Consider the following 26,839-nt stretch of genomic DNA (forward strand, 5'->3'; position numbering starts at 1 on the left):
GCAACGGAGAGCGTCCACCACCCCCATGTCGATCGACGTCAACAACGAGTCCGGGCGGGAGATCGACGAGCGCGCGATCCTCGACATCGCCCGCTACGCCCTCGCCCGGATGCGCATCCATCCGCTCTCGGAGCTGTCGGTGATCGCCGTCGACACCGCCGCCATGGAGCAGCTCCACCGGCAGTGGATGGATCTCCCCGGCCCCACCGACGTGATGTCCTTCCCCATGGACGAGCTGCGGCCGCCCACGAAGGACGACGACGAGCCCCCGCAGGGCCTGCTCGGCGACATCGTCCTCTGCCCGGACGTCGCCGAGAAGCAGGGCGCCGAGGCCCCGACGAAGCACTCCATGGACGAGGAGCTCCAGCTCCTCACCGTCCACGGCGTGCTGCACCTGCTCGGTTACGACCACGAGACCCCTGCCGAGCGGGCCGAGATGTTCGGCCTCCAGGCGGCGATCGTCGACGGCTGGCGCGCCGAGCGCGGCCTGACCGGGCCCTCGCCGGCCCCCACCACGACGTGAGCGCCCAACTGATCGTCGCGGCGGTCGTCCTGGTCGGCGTCGCCTGGCTCGCGGCCTGTGCCGAGGCGGGCCTGGCCAGCACCACCAGCTACCGCGCCGAGGAGGCCGTGCGGTCCGGGCGGCGCGGCAGCACCAAGCTGGCCGCCGTCGCCGCCGACCCCACCCGCTACCTCAACCTGGCCCTGCTGCTGCGCGTCGCCGCCGAGATGGCGGCCGGGGTCCTGGTCACCTACGGCTTCCTCCACACCTTCGACGAGACCTGGCAGGCCCTGGCCGCCGCCATCGGCGTGATGGTGCTCGTCTCCTACGTCGCGGTCGGCGTCTCGCCGCGCACCATCGGCCGCCAGCACCCGCTGAACACCGCCACGGTCGCCGCGTACGTCCTGCTGCCGCTCGCCCGCGTGCTGGGCCCGCTGCCGCAGCTCCTGATCCTCCTGGGCAACGCGCTCACCCCGGGCAAGGGCTTCCGCAAGGGCCCGTTCGCCACCGAGGCCGAGCTGCGGGCGATGGTGGACCTGGCCGGGCGCGAGTCGCTGATCGAGGACGAGGAGCGCCGGATGGTGCACTCCGTCTTCGAGTTGGGCGACACCCTGGTGCGCGAGGTGATGGTGCCGCGCACCGAGCTGGTCTCCATCGAGCGGTTCAAGACCATCCGACAGGCCCTCACCCTGGCGCTGCGCTCCGGCTTCTCCCGCATCCCGGTCACCGGGGAGAGCGAGGACGACGTCGTCGGCATCGTCTACCTCAAGGACCTCTCCCGGAAGGTCCACATCAACCGCGACGCCGAGAACGAGCTGGTCTCCACCGCCATGCGGCCGGCCGTCTTCGTCCCCGACACCAAGAACGCCGGCGACCTGCTGCGCGAGATGCAGCGGGACCGCAACCACGTCGCGGTCGTCATCGACGAGTACGGCGGCACGGCCGGGATCGTCACCATCGAGGACATCCTGGAGGAGATCGTCGGCGAGATCACCGACGAGTACGACCGGGAGCTGCCCCCGGTGGAGGACCTGGGAGGGGGCCGCCACCGCGTCACCGCCCGCCTCGACCTCGGCGACCTGGGCGAGCTGTACGGCCTGGACCTGGAGGACGAGGACGTGGAGACGGTCGGCGGTCTGCTGGCCAAACTGCTGGGCCGGGTCCCCATCGCGGGCGCCACGGCCGTCGTGGACGTCTCCGAGGCCCGCGCCGACCGCAGCGCCGACCCCACGCTGGAGGGACTGCGGCTGACGGCCGAGTCCCCGGCGGGGCGCCGCAACCGCATCGTCACGGTCCTGGTGGAGCCGGTCCGCGCCACCGTCCCCGCGCCGCAGGACGAGCCCGCGGAGAGCGGCGGCTGACTCGCGGCCCGCCGGCCGTGCCCCCACGGCCGGCGGGAGCGCTCCGTGGGACTCCCGTGATCCTCCGTACGGGGAGCGCATATGCTCGGCCCCATGAGCGAAGCCGCCGCCCTGGACCCCGAAGACCGCAAGATCATCACCCTCGCCCGCAGCGCACGGGCCCGCAACGGCGTGCCCGAGGGGGCGGCCGTACGGGACGAGACCGGGCGCACCTACGTGGCCGGAACCGTCGCGCTGAAGTCGCTCAAGCTGAGCGCCCTGCAGACGGCTGTCGCCATGGCGGTGGCGTCCGGCGCCGAGTCCCTGGAGGCCGCGGCCGTGGTCTCCGAGGCGCCCGCCGTGCCCTCCGCCGACCTCGCCGCCGTTCACGACCTGGGCGGACCGGCCACCCCGGTGCTGCTCGCCGGGCCCGACGGCACGCTGCGCTCCACGGTCACCGCGGGCTGAGCCGCCGCCGTACGGCGTTCACCCCGGCTCCGGGGTGAACGCCCCGGCGCTCCCGGCGGTCGCCGGCTCGGCCGGGCTCGGCCGCGTCCCCGGCCGGAGGCACTCGGTCCCCTGGTCCGCGACACCCCGGAGATCGGGGAGAATGGCCCCCATGAGCGACCGTTCCCCCTCCTCCCGGCCCACCACGCGGACGGACTCCGCGCCGCACCGCGCGGGCTTCGCCTGCTTCGTCGGCCGTCCCAACGCGGGCAAGTCCACCCTCACCAACGCCTTGGTGGGAACGAAGGTCGCGATCACCTCCAACCGGCCGCAGACCACCCGCCACACCGTCCGGGGCATCGTCCACCGCCCCGACGCCCAGCTCGTGCTCGTCGACACCCCCGGCCTGCACAAGCCGCGCACCCTGCTCGGCGAGCGGCTCAACGACGTGGTGCGCACCACCTGGGCCGAGGTGGACGTGATCGGCTTCTGCCTGCCCGCCGACCAGAAGATCGGCCCCGGCGACCGGTTCATCGCCAAGGAGCTGGCGGCCCTCAAGCGCACCCCGAAGGTCGCGATCGTCACCAAGACCGATCTGGTGGACTCCAAGGCCCTGGCCGAGCAGCTCCTCGCCGTGGACCGGCTCGGCAACGAACTGGGCATCGAGTGGGCCGAGATCGTGCCCGTCTCGGCCACCGCGGGCACGCAGGTGGACCTGCTGGCCGACCTCCTCGTCCCCCTCCTCCCCGAGGGCCCGGCGCTGTACCCGGACGGCGACCTCACCGACGAGCCCGAGCAGGTCATGGTCGCCGAGCTGATCCGCGAGGCCGCGCTGGAGGGCGTGCGCGACGAACTGCCGCACTCCATCGCCGTCGTGGTCGAGGAGATGGCGCCGCGCGAGGGTCGGCCGGCGGACCGGCCGCTGCTGGACATCCACGCCAACCTCTTCATCGAGCGGCCCAGCCAGAAGGGCATCGTCATCGGCCCCAAGGGCAGCCGGCTGAAGGAGGTGGGCACCAAGTCCCGCAAGCACATCGAGGCCCTGCTCGGCACGCCCGTCTACCTCGACCTCCACGTCAAGGTCGCCAAGGACTGGCAGCGCGACCCCAAGCAGCTGCGCAAACTGGGCTTCTGACCGGCGGTTCTCCGGGGCGGGACGGTCGGGCGCACACCGGCGTTCACTCGTGCGGGTTCTCGCATGGTGATACACGCCGTCGTCCGTGCCCGCCCTCGGCTATGTTTGAGGGGTCATGCGTTTTGGGCTGCTTCTCCTTAGCTGCCGCGGCGAGGGCCTGTAGACATACGGCCGACCCCCTCACCGCGGAGTTCGGTGTTGCCGTCGTCGGCCACCCTCGAAGCCCTCTCACTCCGCGATCAGGAGACCAAGCCCACCATGAGCGATTCCTCTTCCCGCATCGGTCGTCCCACGCCCATCACCGCGGCGACCGTCGCCCAGAAGCCCTCGGGGATGCCGATCCACAAGTACCGCGGCTACGAGGCCGTGGAGCTGCCCGACCGCACCTGGCCGGACAAGCGCATCACCAAGGCCCCCCGCTGGCTGTCCACCGACCTGCGCGACGGCAACCAGGCGCTGATCGACCCGATGTCGCCGGCCCGCAAGCGCGCGATGTTCGACCTGCTGGTCCGCATGGGCTACAAGGAGATCGAGGTCGGCTTCCCCTCCTCCGGCCAGACCGACTACGACTTCGTGCGCTCCATCATCGAAGAGGGCGCCATCCCCGAGGACGTGACGATCTCCGTCCTGACCCAGGCCCGCGAGGAACTGATCGAGCGGACCGTCCAGTCCCTGGTGGGCGCTCCCCGCGCCACCGTCCACCTGTACAACGCCACCGCGCCCGTCTTCCGCCGCGTGGTCTTCCGGGGCACCCGGGAGGACGTCAAGCAGATCGCCGTGGACGGCACCCGCCTGGTGATGGAGTACGCGGAGAAGATCCTGGGCGACGACACCGTCTTCGGCTACCAGTACAGCCCGGAGATCTTCACCGACACCGAGCTGGACTTCGCCCTGGAGGTCTGCGAGTCGGTGATGGACGTCTGGCAGCCCGAGGACGGTCGCGAGATCATCCTCAACCTGCCGGCCACCGTCGAGCGCTCCACGCCCTCCACCCACGCCGACCGCTTCGAGTGGATGTCGCGGAACCTGTCCCGCCGCGAGTTCGTCTGCCTGTCCACCCACCCCCACAACGACCGCGGCACCGCCGTCGCCGCCGCCGAACTGGCCGTCATGGCCGGCGCGGACCGCGTCGAGGGCTGCCTGTTCGGACAGGGCGAGCGGACCGGCAACGTCGACCTGGTCACCCTGGGGATGAACCTGTTCAGCCAGGGCATCGACCCGCAGATCGACTTCAGCCGGATCGACGAGATCCGCCGCACCGCCGAGTACTGCAACCAGATGGAGGTCCACCCGCGCCACCCGTACGCGGGCGACCTGGTCTACACGGCCTTCTCCGGCTCCCACCAGGACGCCATCAAGAAGGGCTTCGAGGCGCTGGAGGCCACCGCCGCCGAGCAGGGCAGGACGGTGGACGAGATCGAGTGGGCGGTACCGTACCTGCCCATCGATCCCAAGGACGTCGGCCGCTCCTACGAGGCCGTCATCCGCGTCAACTCCCAGTCCGGCAAGGGCGGCGTCGCCTACGTGCTGAAGAACGAGCACAAGCTGGACCTGCCGCGCCGGATGCAGATCGAGTTCTCCAGGATCATCCAGGCGAAGACCGACGCCGAGGGCGGCGAGGTCAGCCCGCGGCAGATCTGGGAGGTCTTCCGGGACGAGTACCTGCCCAACCCGGAGAACCCCTGGGGCCGCATCCAGGTCAAGAAGGGCCAGACCACGACCGACACCGACGGCGTGGACAACCTCACCGTCGAGGCCACCGTGGACGGCGAGGAGACCGTGCTGACCGGCAGCGGCAACGGCCCGATCTCCGCCTTCTTCGACGCGCTGGAGAAGATCGGCGTCGACGCCCGGCTCCTGGACTACCAGGAGCACACGATGAGCGAGGGCGCCTCCGCACAGGCCGCCTCGTACATCGAGTGCGCCATCGACGGCAAGGTGCTGTGGGGCATCGGCATCGACCCCAACACCACCCGCGCCTCCCTGAAGGCGATCGTCTCCGCCGTCAACCGCGCCTACCGCTGACGGACGCCCGAACCTGGACGGGAGCGGCCTCGTCGGACCGTCGGTCCGACGAGGCCGTTCGCCTTTCGGTGGAAGACCGCTCAGCCCTTCCCAGTCGGCGCCCCGACGGCGGAACCGAGGGCCGTGTTTACCTCGGGGCCCCTCCAGCCCTCTTGGGACTGCCAGATCATCGAGACGCCGAAGGCGCTGGCGACCGTGTCCACAGCCCATGGCTCGGCCGGAGCCTCGGGGAGCACCAGGAAGAGACGGTCGGCCTTGGCACCGGAGGCGTGGCGGACCTCCATCAGCCGCAGCACACCGTCCCGCATATGCCGATACGACACCATGCCCTCTCCCAGGACTTCGAACAGCAGGGAACCGTGCGGGCTGCCGCAGTGGATGTCCACCAGAGGGGAGTCCGTGGGGCGCAGTCCCTTCCGGAGCAATGCGGCCCTCAACTCAAAGCGCAGCGCTTCGTGGATGTGGCACTCCCGGTCGGACGCCACGGAGGCGGTGAGTTCGTCAAGGAACGACGGCGCCGGGGACTCGGAAGTCGAGGAGCGCACCGGCTGAGCGGGGACGGACGGCTGCGGCATCGGGTGTTCGTTCTCCTCGATGGTGTTCTCGGGGATGTCTTTCTCAGGCGGGTCGTCGACGGCGCCCTCTTCGGCATCGGGATACGAGAGCCTGGAACGAGCATCCGCCAAGGCCCGCTTCCAATCACTCGCGGCGAAGTCGGCGACCAACCGCCGGACGGTCGCACGGTCTTCGGCCACAACGGCCGCTCGTGCTTCCTGCGCGAGATCGCGCAGTTCCGTGAGCCGTTCGGTTGTCGGTTCACCCAGAAGCCGCCAGACCTCCAACCAGTCGGCCTGGTCGTTGCGCAGGCAGCGGTTGGCCATGCCCTTCAGTTCCGACAGACGCTCTTTGACGTCTTCCGGCGGGGCGCCTCCCGTCAGTTCGTCGAAGACGGCGAGAGCGGCGGCATAGCGGGGTGCCATGCTGGCCGAGATCGGCTTCCGGCCGAAATCGCCGACCTTGACGAGATCCGCTCCGGCGGCGTGCCGGAACACCCAGCCCGTGAGTTTCGATCCGACCTCGGGCGCCCGGGTGGACGGACCGAGGCACAGGAGTATCCGCGCGGGGGTTCCGGGTTCCAGCGCCTTCGCGTGCCAACGCCGCTCCGTGGCGCGCCCCAGGACTCGTACCATTACCTCCGTGCCGATGGGCAGGCTCCGGTGTTCCACGGTGGTGTGCTGCTCCTCTATCAGTGCGGGGCTCTCCGCGTCCTTGACGGTCATGCGGTTGCGCTTGATCCGGGAGGGCACTCCGGCTTTGTACTGCGCATGGCTTCTCTCCGCGTGAATCGTCTGGTAGGCGGTGACCGTCGTACCTCGTGGGCTGAGTTCGAACCGGTACCCGTGGTGATCCAGCAGCCAGCAGCCGTTGGCGCGGCGGCTGTGGTGGGCTTCCGCCAGGAAGTCCGCGACGGTCTCCCTCATCTCGTATTCGGCCTCCCGAGGGCTGCCGCCATGGGAGGAGACGAAGTCGTCCAGAGCACGGTGGGAGATCCGCAGCGACCGGAGATCGGCTTCGCTCAGCTCCAGACGCTCCTGCCGGTCGGTGTGCCCGGGGGTTTCGGGGGCGGGGCGCCACGGTTTGGGCGGCATCGGTTCCGCCGTGCGGTAGCCGTCGCACAGCACCTCCCGGCACCAGCCGTCGGGGTGTGTGGTGTGGTTTCCGCAGTGGCTTCCGTCAGCGCGGTACCGGGTGCACTGCCGATGCCCCGTCATCGTGCCTTCGGACACCGAGGTACCTGCGTCTCCTATGAGAACGGCGGGCAGGGGCGCGCAGTGCAGAACGGTCAGGCTCTGGGTGCACCGGGTCAGCGCCACGTAGAGGCTTCGGAGCCCGGCGGCCCCCTGGGATACGACCGTCGCTGGCTCCAGCACGATCACATGGTCGAACTCCATGCCCTTGACCTGGCCTGTCGTCACGACCGAGAGGGTCGACCGGGTCCTGTCGTCCAACTCGTCCGATGCCTGGACTCGTTGCCGGACCTCTTCCTGCCAGCCGGTTCCGTCGGGGACGACCAGCGCGATGGACCTCGGCCTCTCACCATCCGACCCGAAGAGCCGGGAGGCCCGTGTCACGGCCTCGTCGAGCAACCGCCAGGGTTCCACGGGCACCAGGCTCACGGCTTCGGGGCCCGCTCCGCGCACCGCGATCGGGAAGGGCACCGCAGGAGCCACGGCCGTGGCGAGCGGTGCCACGAAATCCATGACCTCCTGGGGGACTCGGTAGCTCGTGCCGAGCTTTGCCAGGTGCCAGCCGTCCTTTCCGGCCAGGATCCGGGCCAGCCTGTCCCAGCTGCCGTACGTGTGGGGACCGGTGGCCTGCGCGAGATCGCCCAGGACGGTCATCGACCCCTTGGGGCAGCGCCGGGCCAGCGACCTGGCCTGCATGGGAGTCAGATCCTGGGCCTCGTCCAGCACGATGTGGCGGTACGTCGCGGGTATCTCGCTGGCGATGAGGAAACGCAACTCCTCCAGCAGGACCAGATCGTCGGGCGTCCAGGGCTCCTCGTCGATCTTCTTGGCCCTCGACCGCCGGATGGCGTCCTGCTCGCCTTCGCCGAGCACGCCGTCCGCGCACTCCCGCAGCCTGTTGGCCGAGTCGAACAGGCTGCGCAGCGCCTCCTCGGGGCTGAGCTGCGGCCAGGTTCGCTCAACTAGCGACACGACCTGCCGGTGGCGTTCGATCCTCGCCCGCGCCGCTTGGTCCAGGCTGCCCCTGGAGGATGAACCGGCCGCCGCGGACACCAGCCGGTCGACCAACAGGGCACGGAACCGGTCACGGTGCTGGCGGTAGGACCCGGCGGTGTCGCGTGCCTGCTCGACGAGGCCGATCACTTCCGAGCGCGGGACGCGGACCGGCCTGCCCTCGACCGTGACGACGAACTCCTTTTCATCCCGTTCGTCGGCGGCTGGGGTGGTGAAGGAGTCGACCGCGTCGGGACGGCAGGTGCCGTGCACCCGCCGTCGCAGGACGATGGCCATGCGCTCGTCCGACTTGATCCGCCGGGCCAGGGGTGAGTCGGTTCCCCTGGCCTCGCCCGCCCACAGCAGCGGCAGCTCCACGGCCGTCACGTCGACGGTCCCCAGAGTGGGCAGGACACGGCCCACGTACTCCAGGAAGCGGCGGTGCGGCCCCACCACCAGGATGTCCTCCGCCCGGAAGTGGTTGTTGTCCACCAACCAGGTCACGCGGTGCAGGCCGACAGCCGACTTGCCGGTGCCCGGACCGCCCTGGATGACCAGGACGCCCTGCGGGGCGTTGGTGACCAACTCCAGTTGGTCACGCTGGATCGTCTCGACGATGTCCCGCATGTTGCCGCTGCGCGAGCGGTTGAGCACCCGGAGGAGGAAGTCGTCGACCTCCGTCTTCCCCTTGGCTCTCCTCGTGGCCTTCTTGGCCACGTCCCCGGGAGTGGGCGAGCGTTTCCGCTGCGGAGGAACGGCAGGAGCATCCTTCTGAGGCAGCAGGGATATCTCGTCCCGATAGTCCCGCACCGTGCGGCCGTCGCACATCAGGGCCCGGCGGAGGCGTACGTCCCCCGGCGCGTCCTGTGAGGCCTTGCGCCACTCGACGGCCATCTTGCTGGTCCAGGAGACTACGACGGTGTCCCGGGTCTTGACGTCGAGGACCGTCCTGCGGCCGATGTACCAGGGGACAGGTCCCTCCGCACCCGGTTCCACCGCGTCGACGCGCATGACGACCAAGGACTCGCCGTTGAGGTCGTACGCGTCCGCAGCTGCCTGGGCGTTCGCCTTGGTGGTGATACTGTCCTTTCCGCTTGCTGCCGCCCGCGCAGCCGAGCCGTCGATCATCTCCCTGAAACGTGCTTCGTAGCAGTCGTAGGCTCGGTCGACGGCCTTCTGCTCGGTGGCGATGACCGATTCTCTGGACAACGTGCTCATGTCGTACCCCTCCCGCCGCTGCTCCCCAGAGCGGCAGTGGGCCCGGAGGCCCACACTCCCATACATGATTCATCAACCGGTGGGATGGTTGCGCTCAGTCGTCCGATCTATCCAGCAGGGTGAGTGCTCTCCGCACCTCGGCCCGCCAGTGCCGCAGCTGGTCGAAGGTGGGAGGAAGCTCGTAGTGGTGGTAGTGGCAGGCCATGGACAGGGCGTGCCAGACGGCCATGGCCGCACGGGCCGCCTCCCTGTCGGCGTACACGGTGAGGCAGATGAACTTGGCGCGCATGGAACAGCGGGCCGCCGCCGGGTACCTGCGGGTGTGGTACTGGTCGATGCGTTTCTCCAGAGCGCTGCGCAGGGCGAAGCAGGCTCCCCGGCGCCACGTACCGCTGCTGGGGGACGAGGCGCTCGCGAGCAGGCGATCAGCAGTAGCAAGGAGGCGGACCGTTTCGGAGGGCGTGGTCACAGGGCACGCACCGCCTCCGCCGCCGTCTTCACCCGCCGGACGAAAGTCCGGGGGTTCACCGTCGGTTCCAGCCCCTCGTGGGCCGCGCGGTTGCAGTCGCTGACGGTTTCACGCACCGACTGCCCACATCGGTGCCCCAGCTGCCTGTAGACCCTCGTCTTGTAGTCGCTGTCCTTGAACAGCTCGGTGGTGTCGGTCCCGAAGAGCGCCAGGGCGGCCAGGTTCACCACGGGACCGGCGTCCCTGATCAGCTTCTCCACATCCTCCTCGGTGCACCCGTCCGCGTACAGCCTCCGGCGGGCCGACTCGGTGAAGGCGGTCTCCAGAGCGGTGCGGCAGATGCCCGGCAGAACGCCCCGCTTGTCCTCGTCGGAGAGCCGCGGCGTGCGGACGAGATCGGACGCGTCCTTGAGGACCTGGCGGACGGGATCCGTTTCCGTCTCCACGGCCACCACCGAGTCGTCCCCGCGCTCCACCTTGAGCACGGTTACCGGAAGGCCCTGGTCCCGGAAGGCACGCGGCAGGCGCGTGTCGTGGGTGAAGACCACCACCTGCCGGGTCCGCCCCAGGCCGTGCAGCACCTTCGCCAGACCGCCGACCTTGGCGGGGTCCATCGACTGCACCGGGTCGTCGATCACCACGAAGTTGAACGGGCTCTCCTCGGCCGTGGCGCGCGGCAGGAAGAGAGCCAGGGCGAGGGAGTGCAGCTCCCCCTGGCTCATGACACTGAGGGCCGAGGCCTCACGGCCGTCCACCGCCACGTCCATGGCGATTTTGCGCATGTGGGCGGCCCCGCTTAGCCGGATGGACTCCAGCGAGACATTGCTCTGCTGCCGCAGCTCGTTCCAGATCTGCTGCGTCTGGTCGGCGAAGGGGCGCCAGCGCTCGGCTCGCAGCTCGTCGGTGGTGGCCTTGAGCCAATCGTGCGCCTGCTTCAGCCGGTTCTTCTGGTCGCGCCCGGCTTCGGCCGTCCGCTTCCGGTGCAGCCAGCCGCCCAGCCGTGCACAAACCTCGCGCCACTGGCCGTCCTGGTCGGCCAGCCGCTTGATCGCCTCGTCGCGCAGGGCCAGGCAGGCGTCGGAGAGCACCCGCGCCGCCTGCTCGGCTCGGTTGGCGAGTTCGACCGGGTCGACCAGTTGCCTGCAGAACGTCCACTCTCGCCACGGATCGGTCAGCGACTCCGGCAGCCAGTCGGGTGCGGAGGTAATGAGGAACCGCAGGGCCTCGGTCGCGTCGGTCAGCTCCTCCCGGGCCTTCCGGGCCATGGCCGCCTCCCGCCGCAGCATCTCCACCTCGTCGGTGGCGCGGGTGAACCACTCCTCGTCCAGACGCCCCCGGGCGCCGCAGACCGGGCAATCCAGAGGCTCGGAGTGCTGCTCGGCGTGGGCCAGGGCACGCTTCAGCAACTCGGCACGCCGATGGGCCGCCTCGGCGTCGGAGTCACGCACGTCCTCCAGCACGGCGATGGCCTCTCGCAGCCGGGCGACCGCCGTCTCCACCGCGGCGAGGTCCGGCCCGGTGAGCTGCTCGGCCACGCGGCGCAGCCGGGCGATCTCCTGGCCGTCGGCCTCCGGCGTCCCGCTCACCAAGTCCGCGATCCGGTCCAGGTGCGGCGTGCCGCCGTCGAGCGCCGCGAGGGCGGCGGAGGCCCGGCTGTCGTCCAGCTCGCCGAGCACCGCCCGGAGCGACTCCAGTTCGGTATCGACCTCCTTCAGCGCGGTGTCGTGCTCCTTCCAGGCCGTCTTGAGCCGTTTGGCGGCGTCCGTGAGCTGCTCAAGGCCCAGGATGCGGGCCACGGCGTCGTACGCCTCGGTCGGCCTGCCCGTGATTATTTGCCCCAGCTCGGCGTAGGACAGGAAGGGACGGTAGAGGGCGAGGGCCTTCTCCCAGCCCAGGTCCGCCACCGTTCCTTGGGCTCGCCCGGGACGAAAGAGCTCGGTGCGCGAGTCGTTCACGCCGTCGCCGTCCCAGGACCGGCGCAGGGTGGTGGTGCCGGCGTCGCCGTCGAGGCACATCTCGACGGCGACCTTCGACTTCCCGTTCCAGTGCAGGTTGCGCCAATTGCGGGTCCACACCGCGGAGCGGTCCCGCCAGCGAGCGTTGTCGCCGGTGAGGGCGATCTCGACCGCCTCGGCGAAGCTGGACTTGCCCGAGCCATTGCGACCCACGATAAGCGTGACGCCGGGCGCGGGCGACAGGTCCAGCCTGGCGGTGTCCCCGATACCCCGGAAACCGCTGACGGTAACCGACCGGAGGTAGGCGCGCGTCGCCGTGGCATGTGCTGCGCTGCTGCCTTCCTCGCCGAGGGTGTCCAGCAGTAGCTCCCGTGCCTCAGGAGTGAGCTGCGAGGAGGCCAACCGTGCCTCCACGTGATCGCGGAGGGTCGCCGGGGGCCGGGACTGGTGCTGTTCCGTCACGGGTGCTCCAGGTGTTCTGGGACTGACAGGAGACCGGGGCGTACTCGGCGACATTGGAGGGAGCGCCGAGTACGGACGACCCGGTGAAAACAGCACCGTAGAGATGTGACACCTCTCGACCAACTCCCCTTTTTGATAAGGGGAGTTATCGATTTCTCGTGACTACTTGTTCCCTCTTCCTGAGACTGAAACAACGGCGGACGACCGGCATGGATCGAGACCGGACGGAGCAGGGGCCGAGCGGATGGCAAGCGACGAAGTGAACTCGCGCAGCAGAAACGGAATTTACGATTCGGGTGAATCGTGGGCTTTAGTCAAACTGTGTGGTTGTTCCGTCTTAATCTTCCCGGTGGCGGCGTTCGATCAGAGGGCTGTTGTGCGGATGCGGCTCGGAGCTGTGCGGCCTGTGCGAAGTGTCGGCCGGGGACGGGCGCCGTTGGGTATCACGTGTACGACAGGAGGCAGTACGCATGAGTGTGAACGGCGCGGGCACGGAACGCAGGAACCATACGACGGACGGTGCGGACGAGTCGTGCTGGGACGAGGACTGGGACGACGAGTACGGCCCAGTGGTCAAGGCCACCGGTCACCAGATCAAACTATGGCGGGAAGCGGCTGGCCTGACACAGACTGAGTTGGGCGACGCCATCGGCTATAGCCTGGGCATGGTCTCAGCCGTGGAGCGCGCCAAGCGCCTGCCGCATCCGGAGTTCCTGGCGAAGGCGGACGAGGCGTTGGGCGCGGGTGGCAAGCTCGTGGCGCTGAGCAAGGATGTGGAGAAGGCCCGGTACCCCAAGAAAGTCCGCGACTTGGCCAAGCTGGAGGCTCAGGCCGTCGAGTTGGGCGCGTACGCCAACCACAACATGCACGGTCTGTTGCAGACGGAGGAGTACACGCGGGCGCTGTTCGAGATGCGGCGCCCGCCGTACAAGGAGGAGGAGGTCGAACGGCAGGTGGCCGCTCGGATGGCTCGGCAGGAGATCCTCAAGCGGCGATCTGCGCCCCTGCTGACCTTTGTCCAGGAAGAGGTGACGCTCCGGCGCCCGCTCGGGGGCAGAATGGTCCTGCGACGCCAGCTCGAACACCTGCTGGAAGTCGGGCAGTTGCGGAACGTCGAGATCCAGGTGATGCCGACGAACCGCGAGGACCACGCCGGGATGGGAGGCCAGCTTCAACTGCTGAAACTCAGCAAGGGCACGGCCGTGGGGCATTGGGAGGGGCAGCTTTCCAGCCGCTTGATCTCCGATCCCAGGGAGGTCCAGATCCTCGAGATGCGGTATGGGATCATCCGAGCCCAGGCTCTCACGCCGCGTGAGTCGTTGGCCTTCATCGAGAAAGTGCTGGGAGAGACATGACCCTCAAGCCCTCTGCCGGAGACGGTTCCGCGCTGGAGTGGACCAAGAGCAGCTACAGCAGCAACGACGGCCCCGAGTGCATCGAGGTCGCGGCCACGCCCGGCACCGTCCACGTGCGGGACTCCAAGGACCTGGGGCGAAAGTCCCTGTCGTTCCCGCCCGCGGCCTGGCATGCGTTCGTCGACCTCGCCGCGGAGGCGACGATCGCGGAGTGAGCTGTGTGGGGCCGCCCGGATGGCCAGGCGACCCCACACACGTCACTCGCTCCAGGCATCGGCGAAGGTCTCCGCCTGACGGAGAACCCGCTCGATCGCCGACGGCTCCGCGTCCGGCGGGTACCCGTGACGCTTCAGCAGCCGCTTGATCTTGCTCCGCATACGGGCCTGCACCTGCTCTTGGCGCTGCCAGTCCACCGTCGCGTCATTTCGTATCTGCTTCACCAGGTCCCGGGCAATCGCCGCGAGTTTGGACTCGCCCATGGTCAGGGCCGACTCGTTCTGCGTCACCGCGTCGTAGAAGGCCAGTTCGTCCTCGGTGAGGCCAAGTTCCTTGGCGCGGCCACGGTCGGCGGAGACCTCCTTCGCCAGCTTGACCAGTTCGGCGATGATCGCCGCAGCGGTGAGACTGCCGTTCTTGTAGCGGTTCATCGTGCGCAGAAGCTTCTCCGTGAAGCTCTCCTGCTTGATCACGTTGTGGGGGTGCACCGAGCGCACCTCCCGTTCGATCGCCCGGCGCAGCGCCTCGATGGCGAGTTGCGGGCGCGTGCTCTCGCGCATACGGCGCACGAAGTCCTCGTCCAGGTGGGACAGATCCGGCTTCTCCAGCCCGGCCGCCTCGTAGATATCCACCACATCGTCGGCGGCCACCGCGCCAGCGGTGAGCTGGCGAATGGCCAGTTCCACGTCGGCGGCGGTGGCGTGTCCGTTCTCCTTCCGTTTCTCGGCGGCGAGCTTTCCCATGTACCGGCGGACGGCCTCGAAGAACTCCAGATCGGGGCGGATGGGCCGGAGCTCGGGCGCGGTCGGGCACAGCGTGTGGGCCCTGGAGAGGTGCCGGGCCTCCTTGACGTAGCGCTCGGTGAGGGTCGGCCTGCCCTCCTCCAGATCCGGCTCGGGCTGTTCCAGGTAATCGATGACGTCCAGTACCGCGTTGACGAAGGCACGCGGCCGGCCGGAGTCGCGGCGCTGCCTCCACGGCACGCCGTGGAGCATGTCGCACAGCTTGCCATGCTGCTCCTGGACAATCTCGACGGCCTCGGCGACGCTCTGGCCGATGGGCTTGGTCGCCTGGTCATCCTTCGTGTACTCGGCCAGGGCCGCGGTGAGCTTGTCGGCGATGCCCAGGAAGTCCACGACGAGGCCGGACGGCTTTTCTCCAAAGCGGCGGTTGACGCGGGCGATGGCCTGCATCAGTGCGGCCCCGCGCATCGGCTTGTCCAGGTAGAGGGTGTGTAGGGGAGGAGAGTCGAAGCCGGTCAGCCACATCGACTGCACGATGACCAGTTCTAGCTTGTCGGCCGGGTCGGTGGCCCTACGCTGGATGGTCTTGATCTCGCCGGGGGAGCGGACGTGCGACTGCACCGGTTCGGGATCGGAGGCGTCGCCGGTGAAGACGCACTTGATGACGCCGTCGGCGTCGTCGTCCGAGTGCCACCCGGGACGGAGGGCGGTGATCTCCCGGTACAGCTCCGCGCACACCTTGCGGCTGATGCACACAATCATGCCCTTACCAGGGACCGGCCTGCCGCCGGTGATGAGCAGCTTGGACATCTCCGCGCGGCGCTGCTCCCAGTGGGCCACGATGTCGGCGGCCAGCTTGCGGAGCCGTTTCGGCGCGCCGACCACGTCCTCGTACGCGGCGAGTGCGCGGCGAGCTTTCTTCTGCTCCTCTTCGTCCAGCTCGGCGGTCAGCTCCTCGGCCACGTCGTCCAGCTCGTCAGGATCGACGTCCTTCGGGATCTCTACGGGAATGTGCCGGTTCTCGTAGTAGACCTTCACGGTTGCCCCGTCTCGGACGGCACGGGTGAGGTCGTAGATGTCAATGTAGTCGCCGAAGACGGCCTGGGTGTTGGCCTTGTCCGTGGAGACCGGGGTACCGGTGAAGGCGATGAAGGCGGCGTTGGGTAGCGCGTCGCGGAGGTTTTTGGCGAACCCCTCCAACAGGCCGTAGTGGCTGCGGTGCGCTTCGTCCACGATGACGATCACGTTGCGCCGGGTGGTCAGCACACGGTGGTCGAGACCAGCCTCCTTCTCCTCCTTGCTGACGCGGAACTTCTGGAGGGTGGAGAAGACGATGCCGCCGGAGGGGCGTTCGAGGAGCTGACGGAGGAGTTCGGTGCGCTCGGCCTTCTTGGGCTCCTCTGGGAGCAGGTCGGACTGGGCGAAGCCGGTGTAGAGCTGGTTGTCCAAGTCCAAGCGGTCGGTGAGGACCACGATGGTGGGGTTGCGCAAGGCGGGGTGCTTCATTGCCTTGGCGCTGTAGAACTCCATCTCCTTGCTCTTGCCAGAGCCCTGCGTGTGCCAGACGACGCCGATCCGGCCGTCGGAGGCGACGGCGGTGACGGTCTTGTCCAGCGCCTTATTGACGGCCGTGTACTGGTGGGCCTTGGCGAGGCGGACAGTGTCGACGGCGTTGCCGTTGTCGCGGGAGAAGGCCAGGAAGTTGGCGAGCAGGTCGAGGAAGCGGACGGGGTCGAAGACGCCCGCGATGAGGATTTCCAGGGCGGTCGGGTGGTCCTCGTCCTCGCGGGTCTCGGCGGGGGAGAGCGGATCGCCGTTCTCGTCCACGTCCCAGGGAGCCATGTGCTCCCAGGGGGTGTGGAGGGTGCCGACGCGGGCGGTTATGCCGTCGGAGGCGACGGCGAACGCGACGGAGGCGAGGGCGGTGGCGCCGTACTCGTCGCGGTAGGTGACGAGCTGGTCGTACGCCTCGCGGGAGCCGTCACCTGAGCCGGCGGCCTTGAGCTCGAAGACGGCGAGGGGGAGGCCATTGACGTAGGCCACGATGTCCAGGCGGCGGGTGCGGTTCCGAGAGCCGGTGGACAGGGGGTCTTTGAGGATGACCTGGCTGGCGACGGTGAAGTCGTTGGCGAGGGGATCGAGGAAGTCCAGCGCCCAGGCGGTCTCGGTCCTCGTCTCCCCGGTGGCGGGGTCAGTGACATCGACCTTCACGCCCCGGGTGAGGAGGGTGTGCAGGCGGTGGAACTCGTGGAAGGCGTCCGCGCTCTCCCGCTTGGAGAACTCCGCCATCACCTCGGTGACGGCGTCGGGGGTGAGGTGCGGGTTGAGCCGGGTGAGCGCGGCCCGGAGGCGGGAGGGGAGGAGGAGCTTGTCCCACGCAGAGCGGCGCTCGCCGGAGTCGTCACCCCGGCGCGGGGCGATCTCCGCGCCGGGGACGTGCTCCCACCCGGCTGGCTCCGCTAGCCACTCCAGAGCCCACTGCTCCCACTGCGTCTCGTCGGGATCGCGGGGATAGGCGGTCGGGTCGGGGCCGGGCGTGGTGTTGTAGGACGAGCTCATATTCCCCCTCCGTTGGATTTCGATGGTGCGATGCACGGTGAGTAACGGTTTCGAATCCCGCCACTCACCTCACACGGCATCTTCCACCTGTTTTTCGGCGTCCTTGATTCGCAGCTCGCCTGAGATCAGCTTGGGTAGCAGAGTGTCGCGCAGTTGGGTGAGGCTACGGTTCTCCAAGCGCGCGATTGCTGCACGTCGAGAAAGTGCCTCCGCTTGACCGCGCTCGTTGTTAAAAGCGCGAGGGTCGACCACTGTTGATGTCATCACTTCTACAGGACGAACACGTTGGTGACTCTTTGACGTGCCAGTTACTTTGGAGGTCAGCGATTCAAGGAAGTCGCGCTGTCTTGTGACTCCCCAAAGCTCGGATGTGCTCACACCCTTACGTGGCTCCAGAACCAAAAATTCAGTCGACGCGAGAGCCGGGATCCCCGGCTCGGGTGTCATGTTCCAGATCCTTGGAATTTCAGGGTTGAGCTTGGAGAGCAAAACAGCAGACGTGTTCACCAAGAACTTTGCGCTCTTGATAGTGCAAGGGGATACGTATTCAGGTGTCCTGTCGGCGTCATATGCTGGAAGGCTGAAGTGAGCTACCACCGGATCGGTCACTTCAGTTGGTTTAACCTGCTCCTTGCGAAGGGTGCACAAGTTTTCCAGTTTTGTTTGTTTGTTTGATCGATCCGGGCTAAATAGTGCTTCGATGAGCTCCTCGGAAGTTCTAGCTACCCGCTCGTTGGCCGCAATTTTTTTGTCTAGTGCGCCTGCGAGTTCTGAGATTCTAATCTGTGCGCCTCGTGGGGCGACGGGAATCCTGATATTTTCGATGTAGTTCCTGTTGAGGGAAGGTTGTGCGCTACCCGAGTTGTATGCGGTGAAATCAATCGTCCTTAGTAGATGGTAAACGTAGTATGGTTCGTTTCCGAGGAAGTCTTCAACGAAAAGCGTGGTGTTGAGGGGCCAGAAATCTCCCGGGCAGTATGTTGCGTTTCCCATCGAAGATCCGCTTCGTCCTAGCGTGACGCCGGGCCCTGAGGCTCGCTTCTCGAAGTGCCAGCCGCTGACGCCAGCGGACCCCACAACCGGATATGGCCCCTCGGATCTTGCTGAGGTAGGCAAGTCAAAACCACGTTTCAAGTGGACTACCTCGCCTAGGGATTTTTTAGGCCAGCGTTCATGGCTCATGAAATCCTCCCCAGTTGCTCCCGCACTGCAGCTTCCAGTCGCGCCGACTCTTCGAAGTGGGCGAATAGTTCCTTCGTTAGTCGGGCGATTTTCTCCTCCACTGGCTCGGCGTCCGGGTCCTCCTCGACCTCCGCAGCGCCCACGTATCGACCCGGGGTGAGGATGAAGTCGTGTTCGCGGATCTCTTCCAATGGCGCCGACTTGCAGAAGCCGGGCACATCCGCGTACTCGATGCCGCGCTTCCGTGCAGACTCCGTGCCGCGCCAGGCGTGGTAGGTGTCCGCGATGCGGGCGACTTCCTCGTCCGTCAGCGCCTTCTCCGTGCGGCTGACCATCTCGCCCAGTTGCCGGGCGTCGATGAACAGCACCTCGCCCCGCCGGTCCGCGAGCTTCTTGGGGCCCTGCGGGGACTTGTCCCGGGCCAGGAACCACAGACACGCCGGGATCTGGGTGGACCGGAACAGCTGACCCGGCAGGGCGACCATGCAGGCCACCAGGTCGTCCTCAACCATCGCCTTGCGGATCTCCCCCTCGCCCGACTGCTGGCTCGCCATCGAGCCGTTGGCCAGGACGATGCCTGCCCGCCCCTTCTTCGGGGACAGCTTGCTTGCCATGTGCTGCAGCCACGCGAAGTTCGCGTTACCCACCGGCGGTTCGCCGTACCGCCAGCGCGGGTCCATGCCGAGCCTGTCACCGCCCCAGTCGGAGATGTTGAACGGCGGGTTGGCCATTACCACGTCGGCACGCAGATCCTTGTGGTGGTCCTCGTGGAAAGTGTCGCCCCATCTGGGACCCAGGTCGGCGCTGATGCCGTGGATGGCGAGGTTCATGTTCGCCAGTCGCCAGGTGTTCTGGTTGAGCTCTTGGCCGTAGACGGCGATGTCGAACATCTTGCCGCCGTGGGACTCCACAAACTTCTCGGCCTGCACGAACATGCCGCCCGAGCCGCATGCAGGGTCGTAGACCCGCTCACCGGGCTGCGGTTCCAACACCTCCACCAGCAACTTCACCACGTGGGCGGGGGTGAAGTACTCGCCGCCGCGCCGCCCCTCCGCCAGTGCGAACTTCGCCAGGCAGTACTCGTACACCTCGCCCAGCACGTCACGGGCGCTGCGGCGACGGCCGTCCTCGCCGAGCTGGTTACCGAAGCCGATGCGGTTGATGAGGTCGACCAGTTCCTTCAGCCGCCGCTCGTCCACGCCACGGGCGTTGAACAGGCCGACCGGCAGGGAGTTCTTCAGCGTCGGGTTGGTGTCGCCGACCGCCTTCATCGCCGCGTCCAGCAGTTGTCCGATCGTCTCGCTCCCGGACTGGCTGCCCGCGCGCTCAGCGATGAATTCCCAGCGCGCGGCTGGCGGCACCCAGAAGACGCCGTAACCGGTGTACTCGTCGCGGTCCTCCAGCAGCTCCAACAAGTCGGTCTCGCTGTAGCCGCCCTCCTCCCGCAGCTCCGCCTCCAGCACCTCACGCCGCTCGGCGAAGGCGTCGGAGACGTACTTGAGGAAGATCAGACCGAGTACGAAGTGCTTGTACTCAGCGGCGTCCATGCTGCCGCGCAGCTTGTCGGCCGCCTTCCACAGCGTGTCCTTGAGGTCCTTGCTGTCGGTCGTGGCCGACTTCTTCCTCCGGCCGCGGGCGGCCGGTACGGTGCCCGCGCGGGTGGTTGCCACGGTGGCAGGTCCCCCTTCTTTGCTTTCTTTAGTGTTCTTGCTGTTATTGGCGTCGCCAGCGTCATCCGGGCCGCCCCCACCGCCGTCCACGGGGAAGGCCAGTTGTTCCTGGGGGCTGTCGTCGGTCGTCATCTCACTCGCAGGGTCAGTGCGCCGTCGGCCACTCCGGCGGCGAGGTCTGTGCCCAACCGCTCGATAGCGGCGAGGCGGCGTTTGAGGTTCTCGGTGTGCAGGGCCAGATCACGCATCACGTGATCCAGTTCGGCGGTCTCCTCGGGGGAGAGCACGGGGATCTCCAACGAATGCAGGTCCACCCGCCGTACCAAGGAGCCGCGTGCGCGTCTCGCGTTGCGGCGAGAGCTGATCATCGCGGCGAGTTGGTGAGGGCGCAGCCTGAGCCGGGCCTCCCGCCCCAGCGCCTGCGCGTTCGGGCCGCGCAGCTCACCGTACGCGCGGATGCGGAGCCCCTGGACGGGGAAGAGGAGCACGCTGCCGCCCGCCTCGTCCACCACCGCCCGCAGGCCGTCCTCGGGGAGGACGACGACATCGCCCGGTTCGGTGACGGACGCTGCCGGGTAGTCGGCCAGGACCAGCGGATCGATGCGGCGGTCTCCCACCGCCCGCTCGCCGGTCAGTTCCTCACGCCCGTACACGCGCTGCCCGCGGGTGCCCAACCGGCCAAGCGGGATGCGGTGGCCGGGCAGCAGGCGGATCTGGCCGCTGCGGATCAGGTTGCCCAGCCGCTCGTGGTGGACGGGCGTGACACGGGGAGCGGTCTCCAGTCGGGACAGCCACTCCGCCACGGAGACGGGCTCGGGTGCAAAGGCGACGGCCGCAGCCTGCCGGGAGATCGCCGTGGTATCCAGGTGGTCGGCGGCTCCGGCGACCGGGGCCAGGCGGAGGGAAGGCAGTAGAGGGCGGTCGTCCAGCAGGTGGTCGGGCCGGAAGTCGCGGCACAGTTCGGGGTGCGCGGCGCGGTCGCGCGCCCGGCCGATCAGCCGCGCCGTCTCGCGCGCCCATGCCGCGATCCAGCCCGCGCGACCGGGCGCTCCGTGCCGTACGGCGATCCGGTCTGCGTCGCACATGGTGATGGTGGGAGCCCCTCCGCCCGGGGTCAGGATGAGCAGGGCCAGCTCTGAACCGGTCAGGAACGGGTGGACACGGCGGGGAAGCTGGATGACGGCCCGCAGGCAGCGCCGACGCAGGAGGGCGTCACGGACGCGCACGACAGCGGGTGTGATGCCACCCCGTGAGGTGGTGTAGAGGGACCACTCGGGCATCACAGCGAAGCCGTAACCGCCGGGGCCAAGACAGTCCACGATCCGTTCCGCCCACCGGAGCGGATGATCATGGCTCTCCGCTTTCTCGGAGGGGTGGAACGGTGGATCCGCGAGGACGACATCCGCGTCGGTGAAGGGCGGCTCCGGCCCCATGGCGTCGGGCACGATCACGGGATCGGTGAACCTGTGACAACGCAGCCGCAGCCGCAGCAGTTCACGCAGCTCCTCCGCCGACTCCGCAGCTTGCACGGCGCGTGGTTTTCCCCCACCGAGGAGCAGCGCGGCCAAGAGGGCGCCGCTGCCGGCAGCCAGGTCGGCGACCACTAGATCGTCGATGCCGTCGGCCAACTCCTGGACGAGCCCGGCCACGAGGGCACACACGGCGGGCGGGGTGACGGTGGAGGCCCAGGAGGTACGGAGCCGCTGAGCTGTACCGAGCAGTTTCTCGGCGGTGGCGGGGACGCCGATCTCGGCGGCGAGACGGGTCAGGTGGAGATGGGCACCTCTTGTATAAGAGGAGGTCTCTTGACGCGGCTTGTCGGACGCGGTGGACGAGACGGCCGACTCGGCCAGTGCGGTCAGGGCGTCGAGGAGGACGGCATCCGACGGGCGTCCGTCAGTGGCGGTGATCGCGCGGAGCCGCAGACCATCCCGGAACACGTCGCCATAGGTGGGGCAAGGCGCGTTTTCCGGTAGGTCCGGAGCTGTAGCGGAGCTTCGAGGGAGGGTGCGACGGTCGAGCCAGGCTGCGACCGCCTCGGCATCGAAGAGGGGGACGGTCGGCGTTCCTCCGACTGGCGGGGGGAAGTCGGCGTGTCGACGGCGCCAGTTGCTCACACTGGGACGTCTGACCCCGGCGAGTTCGGCAATCTCCGCCAAGGTGACGGGGGAGTGCGTCTCCATGGCGACCCCCTCCCTATGTGAATGCTCCCGAGTGGCCTGGCAGTGACGCTCGGTCATGGATCGAGGCGCCAGGGTAGACCGACGCAGTGAATTCTCGCATCGATCCTCTCGTTAAGAGGGCTTATCAACGATTCCAGGTAATTTCCTTGCCTGTTAAGTAGGCGGACGGAACGAGAGCCAAGCTCAGACAGACGGCTCTATCAGGCGGTCCCGGCGCGCTCCAGCAGCGTGCGGAGAATCTCCTCGGCGTGCGTCCACAGCACCGCGCCGCCGATGCCGGGGACGAGGTGGCGGACAGCTCTCGGGATGCGTGACGCCAGGGAGGCGCCCAGGTCCGGGGAGTGGGCGGTGTCCTCCTCGCCGTACCACAGGTCCACCGGCACGGTGATCTCCGACAGGTCCAGTCCCCAGCGGCTCCAGCGGCCCATGGCCAGGGCGGTGTCGCGGGCGTAGCCGTCCGGCCCCTGGGCGAAGCCCTCCTCCAGCGCCCGCCGCCAGGCGGCGGCGAACGCGGGGTGCCGGTAGACCGCGAGGTCGCACTCCGGGCTGCCCGCCGTCACCATGTCCTCCATGGCCCGCGGCGAGAAGCCGGCGAAGATCCGCTCCGCCGCGGCCGGGTCGGCGACGGCGGTGTCGACCAGTCGCCGCAGCTCCTCGGGGAGTGCGTCGGCGAACCGCGGATCGGCGATCTCGTCCGCCCCGGAGACCACCGCGAGCGCGCCGACCACGCCCCGCGCCGCGCAGGCGAGGGCGAAGGGCGCGCCCTGCGAGTTGCCCACCATGGGGGGACGTTCCAGGCCGCGGCGGGCGGCGAACGCGCGGACGTCCTCGGCGAAGTCCGCGAAGGTGCGCCCCGGGGCCGGGGTGGAGGCCCCCAGGCCGGGCCGATCCAGGGCGATCAGCCGCACCCCGAGCGCGGCCGGCGCGTCGGCGCCGAGCCCCAGCCGTCGACTGGTGCCCGCTCCCGGCGAGAGCAGCACGGGGACGCCGTCCTCCGGCCCCCACTCCGCCCAGCCCAGCAGCCTCCCGTCGGGAAGCCGCTCCTCTCCCAGCCGCTCCGGATCGGTGATGTTCACGTCCACGGAAACCATGAGGGCCATCCTGCTGGCCGGGGCGGCCGGTCCGCGACGGAATTCGGCGCGGTGTTCAACGTGGGTTCAGCGCGGCGTCCAGTACGGCGTTCAGCGCGCAGTACGGCGTTCAGCGCGGTGGCGGGGGCAGGCGGCGGGGCTCGACGCGTTCCTCCACCGCCCTGTCGCCCTCGCGCACGACGAGGTAGGCGCCCTTCCCCGGCACCTCGCAGACGGCCTCCACCAGCTCGGTCCCGCGGTAGACCAGGCCCACCCCGTCGTCGGTGCAGTGGGCGGTGGGCAGGGTGCCGTCCGCCACGAGCCGGTGGATCAGCGGACGGCGGCCCTCGTCGCTGTCGTAGTGGACGCCGTTGCCGTAGGGGAGGAAGCCCAACGCGTCGGTGATCGGGCGCAGCTCGGGGCCGTAGGAGTCGGTGGCACCGCCCCGGAACCAGCAGATCGACCCGGCGCTGACGCCGCTGAGCACCACGCCGGCCTCCCAGGCCCGCCGGAACACCGCGTCGAGTCCGTGCACGCGCCACACCGCCAGGAGGTTCGCCACCGAACCGCCCATGACCCACACGACGTCCTGGTCGAGGACGGTGCCCTCGACGTCCTCCAGGTTCGGCATGGGGAAGAGGTGGAGCGGCGTGAGGTCGAATCCGGCCACCCGCGCGGCCTCGTGCATGCGCGCGGTGAAGTGCTCGGCGTCGCCGATCGCCGTGCCGACGTACAGGAGCCGGGGCCGGCGCCCGTGGACCCCCGACAGCTCGACCGCGTGGTGGACGAGGGAGTCGAAGGCGACCATGGTGCGGCCTCCGGCGCGGTGGCCGCCCGAGGTGGCGAGGATGGTGGGCTCCGGTGCGGGCATGGTCGGCGACCCTACCAACCCCCTTGCGGCGCACGGATCTCCGGACGGCGCGGGAAGGACCCGCACCGCCGACGGGCCCTCCGCCCGACCAGTGGGAACACCGTTCCACCCGGTGCGCAAGGGCCGAACGGGTCGGGACGCGTCCCGTCCGGGGTACTGACGACACCTCACGAATGTGGTTAACATCACGCCCACGCGGCAATGGCGCTGAAGCGTGACGGAGGTACGGAGTGGTGCACTCCCGGAACCGGGACGGCCGGACACTGCGCGTGGCGGGCGTCCGTACGGCATGGCGCACGATCGACGACGGCGAGTTCTTCTGCCCGTCGTGTGGCGGGGACCGCAACTACAGGCGCCGCACCGGACGCCGCCGGCTGGTGGTGCTGGGCGTGCCCGTCCTGTCGCGCGGGGACGTCGGACCCGTGCTGGAGTGCGCCGCGTGCCACGAGCACTTCGGCACCGACGCCCTGGACCACCCGACCACCACCCGGCTGGGCGCCATGCTCCGCGACGCCGTGCACGCCGTCGCCCTGGCGGTGCTCGCGGCGGGCGGCTCGGAGTCGCGCACGGCCCGTGAGACGGCCGTGGAGGGGATCAGGGGCGCCGGCTTCACCCACTGCTCCGAGGAGCAGCTCGTCGCCCTGCTCGCGGCGGTCGGCGCCGACAGCGTGACCATGGACATCGAGCTGCACGAGGCCCTGGCCCCGCTCGCCCCGCACCTCGCCGCGCCGGGCCGGGAGAGCCTGCTGCTCCTGGGCGCCCGCATCGCCCTCGCCGACGGCGCCTACACCCCCGCCGAGCGCACGGTGCTGGCGTCCGTCGGACGGACCCTGAACCTGTGCCGGGACGACACCGAACGGCTGCTCGACGTCGCCCGCAGCACCCTCTCCTGATCCCCTCCCGGCCCCGCGGACGGGGGGCGGGTGCGGGAGAATGGGGGAATGAGCCTGTTCCGCGACGACGGTGTGGTCCTGCGAACCCAGAAGCTGGGCGAGGCGGACCGCATCATCACGCTGCTCACGCGCGGACACGGCAGGGTGCGGGCGGTGGCGCGGGGGGTGCGGCGCACCAAGTCCAAGTTCGGGGCGCGGCTGGAGCCCTTCTCGCACGTCGACATCCAGTTCTTCGCGCGCGGCAGCGAGCTGATCGGCCGCGGGCTGCCGCTGTGCACCCAGACCGAGACCATCGCCCCGTACGGGCGGAACATCGTCACCGACTACGCGCGCTACACCGCCGGCACGGCCATGCTGGAGACGGCCGAGCGGTTCACCGACCACGAGGGCGAGCCGAACGTCCAGCAGTACCTGCTGCTGATCGGGGCGCTGCGGACCCTCGCCGCCGGCGAGCACAGCCCGGGGCTGGTGCTGGACGCCTTCCTGCTGCGCTCCCTGGCCGTCGGCGGCTACGCGCCGAGTTTCGACGCCTGCGCCCAGTGCGGGCTGCCCGGCCCCAACCGGTTCTTCTCCGTCGCCGCCGGCGGCGTGGTGTGCGCCGACTGCCGGGTGCCGGGCAGCGTCGTGCCGTCCCCCGAGGCGCTGCGGTTGCTGGGCGCGCTGCTGACGGGCGACTGGGCGACCGCCGACGCCGCCGAGCCCCGGCACGTGCGGGAGGGCAGCGGCCTGGTCTCGGCCTACCTGCACTGGCACCTGGAGCGCGGCCTGCGCTCCCTGCGCTACGTCGAGAAGGGCTGACCGGCTACGCTCGCCGTTGTCCCAGACCCACCGAGTCCGTACCCAGGCGCGGCCCGCCGCGGCCCGCCCGAGTGGAGATGAGAGCCCCATGGCACGGCGCGGAATGCTGTCCCGGCAGCGTCGCGAGTACCTCACGCCCGATCCGCACCCCTCCGGTGCGCGCCCGCCGAGGATTCCCGGCAACCTGGTGCCCAACCACGTGGCGATCGTCATGGACGGCAACGGCCGCTGGGCCAAGCAGCGGGGGCTGCCGCGCACCGAGGGGCACAAGAAGGGCGAGGGCGTCGTCATGGAGGTCCTCAAGGGCTGCCTGGAGATGGGCATCGAGAACCTCTCGCTGTACGCCTTCTCCACCGAGAACTGGAGGCGCTCGCCCGAAGAGGTCCGCTTCCTGATGAACTTCAACCGCGACGTCATCCGCCGCCGCCGCGACGAGATGGACGCCCTGGGCATCCGCATCCGCTGGGTGGGCCGGATGCCCAAGCTGTGGAAGTCGGTCGTCCAGGAGCTCCAGATAGCGCAGGAGCAGACCAAGGACAACGACGCCATGACGCTGTACTTCTGCGTCAACTACGGAGGCCGGGCCGAGATCGCCGACGCGGCGGCGGCCATCGCGGCGGACGTGCGGGCCGGACGGCTGGACCCGTCGAAGGTGACGGAGAAGACCTTCGCGAAGTACCTGTACTACCCGGACATGCCGGACGTGGACCTCTTCGTCCGGCCGTCCGGCGAGCAGCGCACGTCCAACTACCTGATATGGCAGAGCGCCTACGCCGAGATGGTCTTCCAGGACGTGCTCTGGCCGGACTTCGACCGCCGCCACCTGTGGGACGCCTGCCTGGAGTACGCCCGCCGCGACCGCCGCTTCGGCGGGGCGGAGCCCAACCAGGTGCCCGCCCCCGGCGAGGGGCCGGACGGCGTGCCGGGAGAGGCCGCCCCGTCCGGCGCCTGAGCCCGCCGGCCGAGAACGCACGGGACGCGCCGCGGCCCCCGCACGCCCGTGCG

Annotated in this window: 19 protein-coding genes; 10 read left to right on the forward strand and 9 right to left on the reverse strand. The window is 69.1% G+C overall.

Translation table 11 applies throughout. From position 1 onward, the window contains the following. Positions 1 to 25 precede the first annotated feature (25 nt). The 5 genes from ybeY (at position 26) to leuA (ending at position 5,449) form a co-directional block, all read left to right on the forward strand. A complete protein-coding gene (ybeY, locus tag ABD335_RS12650; protein WP_344322371.1) occupies positions 26 to 523 on the forward strand; it encodes an rRNA maturation RNase YbeY in 498 nt (165 codons plus the stop codon). After that, positions 520 to 1,863 (forward strand): hemolysin family protein, encoded by a 1,344-nt coding sequence (locus ABD335_RS12655; RefSeq protein ID WP_344322372.1) that lies wholly within the window; start codon positions 520 to 522, stop codon positions 1,861 to 1,863. The genes ybeY and ABD335_RS12655 overlap by 4 nt, the downstream gene beginning before the upstream one ends. An 81-nt stretch (positions 1,864 to 1,944) precedes the next feature. Further along, positions 1,945 to 2,310: a cytidine deaminase gene (locus ABD335_RS12660; RefSeq protein WP_344322373.1), complete on the forward strand. Its 366-nt coding sequence runs from the start codon at positions 1,945 to 1,947 to the stop codon at positions 2,308 to 2,310. Between the two features lie 142 nt (positions 2,311 to 2,452). After that, entirely contained in the window at positions 2,453 to 3,424 is a 972-nt protein-coding gene (gene era / locus ABD335_RS12665; protein ID WP_344322374.1) for a GTPase Era, read from the forward strand. Positions 3,425 to 3,682: 258 nt separating this feature from the next. Then, positions 3,683 to 5,449, forward strand: coding sequence for a 2-isopropylmalate synthase (gene leuA / locus ABD335_RS12670; protein ID WP_344322375.1), 1,767 nt, complete (start codon positions 3,683 to 3,685; stop codon positions 5,447 to 5,449). Positions 5,450 to 5,529: 80 nt separating this feature from the next. Here the strand turns inward: leuA and ABD335_RS12675 are convergent, their stop codons facing one another. The 3 genes from ABD335_RS12675 to ABD335_RS12685 form a co-directional block, all read right to left on the reverse strand. Next, positions 5,530 to 9,408, reverse strand: coding sequence for a HelD family protein (locus ABD335_RS12675; protein ID WP_344322376.1), 3,879 nt, complete (start codon positions 9,406 to 9,408; stop codon positions 5,530 to 5,532). A gap of 94 nt (positions 9,409 to 9,502) precedes the next feature. Then, entirely contained in the window at positions 9,503 to 9,877 is a 375-nt protein-coding gene (locus tag ABD335_RS12680; RefSeq protein ID WP_344322377.1) for a hypothetical protein, read from the reverse strand. After that, a complete protein-coding gene (locus ABD335_RS12685) occupies positions 9,874 to 12,294 on the reverse strand; it encodes an AAA family ATPase (RefSeq protein WP_344322378.1) in 2,421 nt (806 codons plus the stop codon). Before ABD335_RS12685 ends, ABD335_RS12680 begins: the two co-directional genes overlap by 4 nt. 470 nt (positions 12,295 to 12,764) lie before the next feature. Between ABD335_RS12685 and ABD335_RS12690 the strand changes: the two genes are divergently transcribed. Both ABD335_RS12690 and ABD335_RS12695 read left to right on the forward strand, forming a co-directional pair. Beyond that, complete coding sequence (locus ABD335_RS12690) at positions 12,765 to 13,649, forward strand: helix-turn-helix domain-containing protein (RefSeq protein ID WP_344322379.1); 885 nt, start codon at positions 12,765 to 12,767, stop codon at positions 13,647 to 13,649. Beyond that, positions 13,646 to 13,864: a DUF397 domain-containing protein gene (locus tag ABD335_RS12695; RefSeq protein WP_344322380.1), complete on the forward strand. Its 219-nt coding sequence runs from the start codon at positions 13,646 to 13,648 to the stop codon at positions 13,862 to 13,864. Before ABD335_RS12690 ends, ABD335_RS12695 begins: the two co-directional genes overlap by 4 nt. A gap of 42 nt (positions 13,865 to 13,906) precedes the next feature. Here ABD335_RS12695 and ABD335_RS12700 read toward each other — a convergent pair whose 3' ends face one another. From ABD335_RS12700 to ABD335_RS12725, 6 genes are all read right to left on the reverse strand, one after another. Then, on the reverse strand, positions 13,907 to 17,167 hold the full coding sequence (locus ABD335_RS12700; protein ID WP_344322381.1) for a type I restriction endonuclease subunit R: 3,261 nt from the start codon (positions 17,165 to 17,167) through the stop codon (positions 13,907 to 13,909). Positions 17,168 to 17,236: 69 nt separating this feature from the next. Further along, positions 17,237 to 18,349 (reverse strand): restriction endonuclease subunit S, encoded by a 1,113-nt coding sequence (locus tag ABD335_RS12705; protein WP_344322382.1) that lies wholly within the window; start codon positions 18,347 to 18,349, stop codon positions 17,237 to 17,239. Continuing rightward, positions 18,346 to 20,019 carry a class I SAM-dependent DNA methyltransferase gene (locus ABD335_RS12710; RefSeq protein WP_344322383.1) on the reverse strand — a complete coding sequence of 558 codons (1,674 nt, stop codon included), beginning with the start codon at positions 20,017 to 20,019 and terminating at the stop codon, positions 18,346 to 18,348. The genes ABD335_RS12705 and ABD335_RS12710 overlap by 4 nt, the downstream gene beginning before the upstream one ends. 128 nt (positions 20,020 to 20,147) lie before the next feature. Further along, on the reverse strand, positions 20,148 to 21,959 hold the full coding sequence (locus tag ABD335_RS12715) for a hypothetical protein (protein ID WP_344322384.1): 1,812 nt from the start codon (positions 21,957 to 21,959) through the stop codon (positions 20,148 to 20,150). A 443-nt stretch (positions 21,960 to 22,402) separates the two neighbouring features. Continuing rightward, entirely contained in the window at positions 22,403 to 23,293 is an 891-nt protein-coding gene (locus tag ABD335_RS12720) for an alpha/beta fold hydrolase (protein WP_344322385.1), read from the reverse strand. A 109-nt stretch (positions 23,294 to 23,402) separates the two neighbouring features. After that, on the reverse strand, positions 23,403 to 24,143 hold the full coding sequence (locus tag ABD335_RS12725; RefSeq protein ID WP_344322386.1) for a Type 1 glutamine amidotransferase-like domain-containing protein: 741 nt from the start codon (positions 24,141 to 24,143) through the stop codon (positions 23,403 to 23,405). 230 nt (positions 24,144 to 24,373) lie between these two features. On the opposite strand from ABD335_RS12725, the gene ABD335_RS12730 reads away from it, so the two are divergent. The 3 genes from ABD335_RS12730 (at position 24,374) to ABD335_RS12740 (ending at position 26,786) form a co-directional block, all read left to right on the forward strand. Continuing rightward, positions 24,374 to 25,036 (forward strand): TerB family tellurite resistance protein, encoded by a 663-nt coding sequence (locus ABD335_RS12730; protein WP_344322387.1) that lies wholly within the window; start codon positions 24,374 to 24,376, stop codon positions 25,034 to 25,036. A 48-nt stretch (positions 25,037 to 25,084) separates the two neighbouring features. Further along, on the forward strand, positions 25,085 to 25,834 hold the full coding sequence (gene recO, locus ABD335_RS12735; RefSeq protein WP_344322388.1) for a DNA repair protein RecO: 750 nt from the start codon (positions 25,085 to 25,087) through the stop codon (positions 25,832 to 25,834). Positions 25,835 to 25,922: 88 nt separating this feature from the next. Beyond that, positions 25,923 to 26,786 carry an isoprenyl transferase gene (locus ABD335_RS12740; protein ID WP_344322389.1) on the forward strand — a complete coding sequence of 288 codons (864 nt, stop codon included), beginning with the start codon at positions 25,923 to 25,925 and terminating at the stop codon, positions 26,784 to 26,786. The last annotated feature ends 53 nt before the right edge of the window (positions 26,787 to 26,839 follow it).

Origin of the sequence: Streptomyces macrosporus (assembly GCF_039533145.1) — a bacterium.
GTDB lineage: Bacteria > Actinomycetota > Actinomycetes > Streptomycetales > Streptomycetaceae > Streptomyces > Streptomyces macrosporus.